Genomic DNA, 6,191 nt, shown 5'->3' with positions numbered 1-6,191 from the left:
GTCCCGGGCGCGCCGGGCCCGCTCGCGCGGGCTCGGCTGGGCGGGCCGGCTCGAAGTCCTCATCCTCGTCGGCCCGGCGCTGGTCGTCTTCCTGGCCTTCGTGATCTTCCCGGTCCTGATGGCCGCCTACTACGGCTTCTTCAGCTGGGGCGGCTACGGACCGGCGACGGATTTCATCGGGTTCCGCAACTACGTCAACATCCTGACCGACCCGGCCTTTATCGAGGCCCTCGGCCACAACGGTTTCATCGTCATCTTCTCCCTCATCTTGCAGGGGCCGGTGGCCATCCTGTTGGCACTTCTGCTGAATCGACGGATGCGTGGCCAGTCGCTCATCCGCGTGCTGATCTTCGTTCCCTACGTCATCGCCGAGGTCGTCGTCGGAACGGGCTGGAGCCTCATGCTCCAGACCAACGGCGCGGTGAACGGGCTGCTCGAAAAGCTCGGGCTCGAGGCGCTCCAGCAGGACTGGCTGTCGAACCCCGACATCGCCATCTGGACGTTGATGGTGATCATCACCTGGAAATACATCGGGTTCGCCGTGATCCTCTTCCTCGCCGGCCTCCAGGGAATCCCCGAGGAGCTGTACGAGGCGGCCGCGATCGACGGCGCCACCTTCTGGCAGATGCAGCGTTCGATCACGCTGCCGCTGCTTGCCCCGACCATCCGGATCTGGGCGTTCCTGTCGATCATCGGCGCTCTGCAGCTGTTCGACCTCGTCTACATCATCTGGGGGCAGTACGTGGCTGCGACCGCGGGTACGTCCACGATGGCGACCTACATGGTGGCGACGGGACGAAACGCGGGCAACTTCGGCTACGGCAACGCCGTGGCGGTCGTGCTGTTCGTGATCTCGCTCATCGTCGCCCTCATCTACCAGCGATTCGTGCTGCGCCGTGACACGGCGGGCGCTCTCACCGAGGGGAAGCGATGATGGCCACGCTTGCACCGACCGTCTCCCGTCCGACGGCCCGAACCGGACGCAGCCGCGGCGCGGCCAACCGGGCCCGCGGCAACCCCGGCGTCTGGTTCGTCGCGCTGGTTGTGATCGCGCTCATGCTCGGGCCCGTGATCTACATCATCATCGGCGGGTTCCGCTCGAACTCCGAGATCACGACCGACCCGGCCGGCTTCCCCTCCGTGTGGAACGTCAACAACTACCTCGATGTGCTCGCGGGCGGGGTGTTCTGGCAGCAGGTCCTCAACTCCACGATCGTCGCGGTCGCCACGAGCGTCGGAGCGGTGACGCTCGGGCTCATGGCCAGCTACGTGCTTGCGCGGTACACATTCCGGGGCCGCGGGGTGCTCTATGCGCTGTTCGCTGCCGGACTGATGTTCCCGCTGACCGTCGCGATCACCCCGCTCTACATCATGGTGAGAAACCTCGGGTTGATGAACTCGCTCGGGGGGATCATCCTGCCGCAGATCGCGTTCGCCCTTCCCGTGACGATCATCATCCTCGTGCCGTTTCTGCGCGCGATCCCCGACGAGATCCAAGAGGCCGCATTCATCGACGGATGCAGCCGGCTGGGATTCTTCTGGCGGATGGTCGTGCGGTTGTCGATGCCCGGCGTGATCACCACCGGCATCCTGGCGTTCATCGGAAGCTGGAACGCCTATCTGCTGCCGCTGTTCATCCTGAACAACGACGCGATGTTCACACTGCCGCTCGGCGTTCAGAGCTTCTCGTCGCAGTACTCGGTCGACACGGCGAAGGTCATGGCGTTCACGGCGCTGTCGATGTTGCCGGCCCTGTTGTTCTTCAGCATTTTCGAGCGCCGCATCGTCGGCGGTCTGACGGGAGCGGTCAAGGGATGAGCACGGTTGATATGCCGGCGGCCTCGGCCCGGGTACGGGAGCTTCTCGCGCGCATGACTCTCGAGGAGAAGCTCGCGCAACTGGTCGGGTTCTGGGTCGATAAGGGTGATGAAGCCGTCGCGCCGATGTCCGGAGAGATGTCGGTCGCGGCGCAATACGAGCAGGCGATCGTGGACGGCATCGGCCACCTCACGCGCGTGTACGGCACCCGCCCGGTCGACCCCGTCGAGCGGGCGCAGTGGCTGTGGGAACAGCAGCGGCATCTGCGTGAGAACACCCGCCTCGGCATCCCGGCGATCGTGCACGAAGAGTGCCTGACGGGGCTTGCGGCGTGGAAGGCCGCCACGTATCCGACGCCCCTGGCGTGGGGTGCCTCGTTCGATCCGGAGCTCGTGGAGGTGGTCGGTCGGGCGATCGGTGGGTCGATGCGCGAGCTGGGCATCCATCAGGGACTCGCGCCCGTGCTCGACGTCATCCGTGACGCCCGGTGGGGGCGGGTCGATGAGTGCATCGCGGAAGATCCCTACGTCGTCGGACTGCTCGGTACCGCCTACGTGCGCGGCCTGCAGTCCGCGGGGGTGCACGCGACGCTGAAGCACTTCGTCGGGTACTCCGGGTCACGATCCGGCCGCAACCACGCGCCGGTGCACGCCGGATCCCGCGAGGTGCGGGACGTTCTGCTGCCGCCGTTCGAGATGGCGGTTCGCGAGGGCGGGGTGAGATCGGTGATGAATTCGTACGCCGAGATCGACGGTCTGCCTGTCGGAGGGGTGCCGGACTATCTGACGGGAATCCTGCGCGACGAGTGGGGATTCGACGGCGTCGTGGTTTCGGACTACTTCTCGGTGGCGTTCCTGCACACGATGCACGCGATCGCCGCCGACCTCGGGCAGGCGGCGGAGCTGGCCCTCGCCGCCGGGATCGACGTCGAGCTCCCCACCGGGCATGCTTTCCTGGCTCCGTTGGCCGAACGCATCCGTGCGGGGCTTGCCGACGAAGGACTCGTCGATCGCGCCGTCTTGCGTGTGCTCGCGCAGAAGGACGAACTCGGGCTGCTCGACGAGACGTTCGTCGAGCCCCCCGCGAGCGTCGACCTCGACTCGCCCCGCCACCGGGCTCTCGCTCGGCGGCTGGCCGAGGAATCCATCGTCCTGCTCACCAACGACGGCACGTTGCCCCTGCAGGCACCGTCGCGCATCGCGGTCATCGGTCCGAACGCAGACTCGCCCGAGGCGCTGATGGGATGCTACTCGTTCGCGAATCACGTGCTCGCGCATCACCCCGAGGTGCCTCTCGGGTTCGAGATTCCGAGCGTCCTCGATCGGCTGCGGACGGAGTTTCCGGATGCGTCTATCTCGCACACCCCCGGGTGTGCGGTTGAGGGAGAAGACCGCACGGGCTTCGCGTCGGCGGTCGAGGCGGCCGCGTCGGCGGACGTCGCGATCGTGGTCGTCGGCGACCGCGCCGGGTTGTTCGGGCGTGGCACGGTGGGGGAGGGCAACGACGTCGATTCGCTGGATCTGCCGGGCGTGCAGCGCGAGCTCGTCGAAGCGGTCGCGGCAACGGGCACCCCGGTCATCCTGACGCTTCTCACGGGCCGCCCCTATGCCCTCGCGTGGGCCGTCGAGGGTGCTGGTGCCCCGGCCGCGGTCGTGCAGGCATTCTTCCCCGGTGAAGAGGGCGGATCGGCGCTCGCCGGTGTCCTGTCGGGTCGCGTCGCGCCCTCGGGTCGTCTGCCGGTTTCGCTGCCGCGTTCGGCGGGGGCGCAGCCGTACTCGTACCTGCACCCGATGCTCGGCGGTCCCAGCCCCGTCACGAGCGCAGACAACGCTCCCGTTCTGCCCTTCGGGCACGGTCTGACGTACACGCGGTTCGAGCGCTCGGCGCTCACCACCCCGGCTGCTGTGCCCGCCGAGGGGGAGTTCGAGGCGAGCGTCCGGGTGACCAACGTCGGCACCCGCGCGGGGACGGATGTCGTGCAGCTCTACGCGCACGACGTGTACGCCAGCGTGACCCGACCGGTCGCGCAACTGCTCGCATTCCAGCGCATCGCCCTCGAGCCGGGGGAGTCCGCCGTCGTCACCTTCACGGTTCCGACCTCGCGGCTGGCGTTCACGGGCCGCGACGGGTATCGCCTCGTCGAGGCCGGGGCGATCGAGGTCTGGGTCGGGGCATCGTGCGCCGAACGAGAGACCGAAGCGGTCGTCGACATCGTCGGGCCGGATCACCGGGTCGGTACGGAGGATCGCCTGATCGTCCGGGTGCAGACCGCGGCGGTGGGTGACCCGACTCGCGTCTGAGCACCGATCGTCGTCCCCTCTCGTCGGGAAGGATGGCGACAGAGAAGCCCGGCGCGCGATGCCTGCGCCCCAGAGAGGACCACACCTGTGACCCAACAACTGCGTGTCGCCGTCATCGGCACCGGATTCATGGGGCGGATGCACGCGCACGCGTGGCGGAGCGCCCATCGATTCTTCGACCTGCCGCGGACTCCCGCTTTGCGCGTTCTCGGGGGAACGGATGCGGACCGGACCGCGGTGGCCGCGTCGCGATGGGGCTTCGACGAAGCGACGACGGACTGGCGGAGCATGATCGAGCGTGCAGATATCGACGTCGTCGACATCTGCACCCCGGGTGACACGCACGCCGAGATCGCGCTCGCGGCGCTCGCCGCGGGCAAACACGTGATGTGTGAGAAACCCCTCGCGAACGACGTCGCCGACGCGGACCGCATGGTCGCTGCGGCCGACGCCGCGACGGCCCGCGGTGTCGTCAGCATGTGCGGTTTCAGCTATCGACGCACTCCCGCGCTCGCGCTCGCCCGACGACTGGTCGAGGACGGCCGGATCGGCGAAGTCCGACACGTGCGTGCCCAGTACCTGCAGGACTGGCTGAGCGATCCCGAGGCCCCTTTCACCTGGCGCCTCGATAAGACGCGTGCGGGCTCCGGAACCCTGGGCGATATCGGCGCGCACAGCATCGACACGGCGCAGTGGCTGACAGGCGATGACATCGTCGGTGTTTCGGCCATGCTGCGCACCTTCGTTCCCACACGTCCCGTGCGGGATGAGCAGGTCGGGCTGGGCGGCCGGGCGCGCGCCGATGCACAGCGCCGTGCTGTGACCGTCGACGACGCGGCCGCCTTCACGGCGGAGTTCGCCGGGGGAGCGCTGGGCGTCTTCGAGGCGACCCGGCTCGCCACCGGCCACCGCAACTCGAACCGTGTCGAGATCAACGGGGACCGCGGTTCGGTCGCGTTCGACTTCCGTTCGATGAATGAGCTCGAGTTCTACGACGCTCGCGACCCGCTGGGTGAGCAGGGTTTCCGGCGGATCCAGGCGAATGAGCCGGAGCATCCGTACGCCGACGCCTGGTGGCCCGCGGGTCACGGGCTCGGGTACGAGCATCTCTTCACGCATCAGGTGGTCGATCTCGTGCGCGCCATCGCGGGCGAGGCGAAGGTCGCGCCGACCTTCGCCGAGGCGGCGCGCGTGCAGCGTGTTCTCGCCGCTGTCGAGCAGAGCGCTGCCCAGCGGAGCACCTACGTCCCGGTCGAAGGAGAGTCCGCATGAGCGCACGCAGGGCATTGGTCGTCCGCGGGGGATGGGCAGGGCACAGTCCGGTCGAGGCGACCGATCTGTTCCTGCCCTTCCTCGAGAGTCACGGGTTCGTCGTTCGCGTCGAGGAATCCAACGAGGTGTACGCCGACGAGGCCGTCATGGAGGAGGTCGACCTGGTGGTGCAGTCGGTCACGATGTCGGAGATCTCGCGCGAGGCATCCCGCGGGCTGCGGAAGGCCGTCGAACGAGGCACGGGTCTCGCCGGATGGCACGGCGGCATCGCGGATTCATATCGCAATGACGCGGACTACCTGCAGCTGATCGGCGGGCAGTTCGCCACGCACCCGTCGAAGCATCCCGACCGGTGTGGGGGAGATGAGACCGACAACTTCCTGCCGTACACGGTCGATCTGACCGAGCTGGGGCGCGGGCACGAGATCACGGCCGGCATCGAGGACTTCACGCTCGACACCGAGCAGTACTGGGTGCTGCACGATGATCTGATCGACGTGCTCGCCACCACGACGCATCCGGTTCAGCCCTACCATCCGTGGCATCGCCCCATCACATCGCCCGCGGTGTGGACGCGGCTGTGGGGCGCGGGTCGCGTTTTCGTCGCGACCCCCGGGCACAGCCTCGAGGTCCTGCGCGACGACAGCGTTCGGACGATCATCGAACGGGGGATGCTGTGGGCCAGCCGCACGGAATCGGCATAGTCGGACTGGGGGTCATCTCGCGTCAGTACCTGGCCACGCTGCAGGGTCTGCCGGGCATCCGGATCGTCGCGACGGCCGACCTGGACGCGGCTCGCGC

5 protein-coding genes are annotated in these 6,191 nt (G+C 68.0%); all 5 read left to right on the top strand.

Annotation, left to right across the window (positions count from 1 at the left end):
- Positions 1-934 (top strand): carbohydrate ABC transporter permease (locus MIC448_RS11490; protein WP_036299766.1); only part of this gene is annotated, 934 nt, incomplete at its 5' end.
- The gene (locus MIC448_RS11485; protein ID WP_036299763.1) at positions 931-1,818 is read left to right on the top strand and encodes a carbohydrate ABC transporter permease; all 888 of its coding nucleotides are present in this window, start codon (positions 931-933) and stop codon (positions 1,816-1,818) included. The genes MIC448_RS11490 and MIC448_RS11485, both read left to right, overlap by 4 nt.
- On the top strand, positions 1,815-4,118 hold the full coding sequence (locus tag MIC448_RS11480; RefSeq protein ID WP_036299760.1) for a glycoside hydrolase family 3 N-terminal domain-containing protein: 2,304 nt from the start codon (positions 1,815-1,817) through the stop codon (positions 4,116-4,118). The genes MIC448_RS11485 and MIC448_RS11480 overlap by 4 nt, the downstream gene beginning before the upstream one ends.
- 87 nt (positions 4,119-4,205) lie before the next feature.
- The gene (locus MIC448_RS11475; protein ID WP_036299757.1) at positions 4,206-5,390 is read left to right on the top strand and encodes a Gfo/Idh/MocA family protein; all 1,185 of its coding nucleotides are present in this window, start codon (positions 4,206-4,208) and stop codon (positions 5,388-5,390) included.
- Complete coding sequence (locus MIC448_RS11470; RefSeq protein ID WP_036299755.1) at positions 5,387-6,094, top strand: ThuA domain-containing protein; 708 nt, start codon at positions 5,387-5,389, stop codon at positions 6,092-6,094. The genes MIC448_RS11475 and MIC448_RS11470 overlap by 4 nt, the downstream gene beginning before the upstream one ends.
- Positions 6,095-6,191: the final 97 nt, after the last annotated feature.

It is taken from the genome of Microbacterium sp. C448 (assembly GCF_000582705.2).
GTDB classification, from domain to species: Bacteria; Actinomycetota; Actinomycetes; order Actinomycetales; family Microbacteriaceae; genus Microbacterium; species Microbacterium lacus_A.
Note: the sequence above shows the minus strand (reverse complement) of the source record. Positions and strands in the feature narration are given on the sequence as shown.

What these genes read in the sequence shown, in the direction of transcription:
- MIC448_RS11485 (WP_036299763.1), top strand. Translation starts at nt 931, where the DNA reads ATGATGGCCACGCTTGCACCGACCGTCTCCCGTCCGACGGCCCGAACC.
- MIC448_RS11470 (WP_036299755.1), top strand. Translation starts at nt 5,387, where the DNA reads ATGAGCGCACGCAGGGCATTGGTCGTCCGCGGGGGATGGGCAGGGCAC.
- MIC448_RS11480 (WP_036299760.1), top strand. Translation starts at nt 1,815, where the DNA reads ATGAGCACGGTTGATATGCCGGCGGCCTCGGCCCGGGTACGGGAGCTT.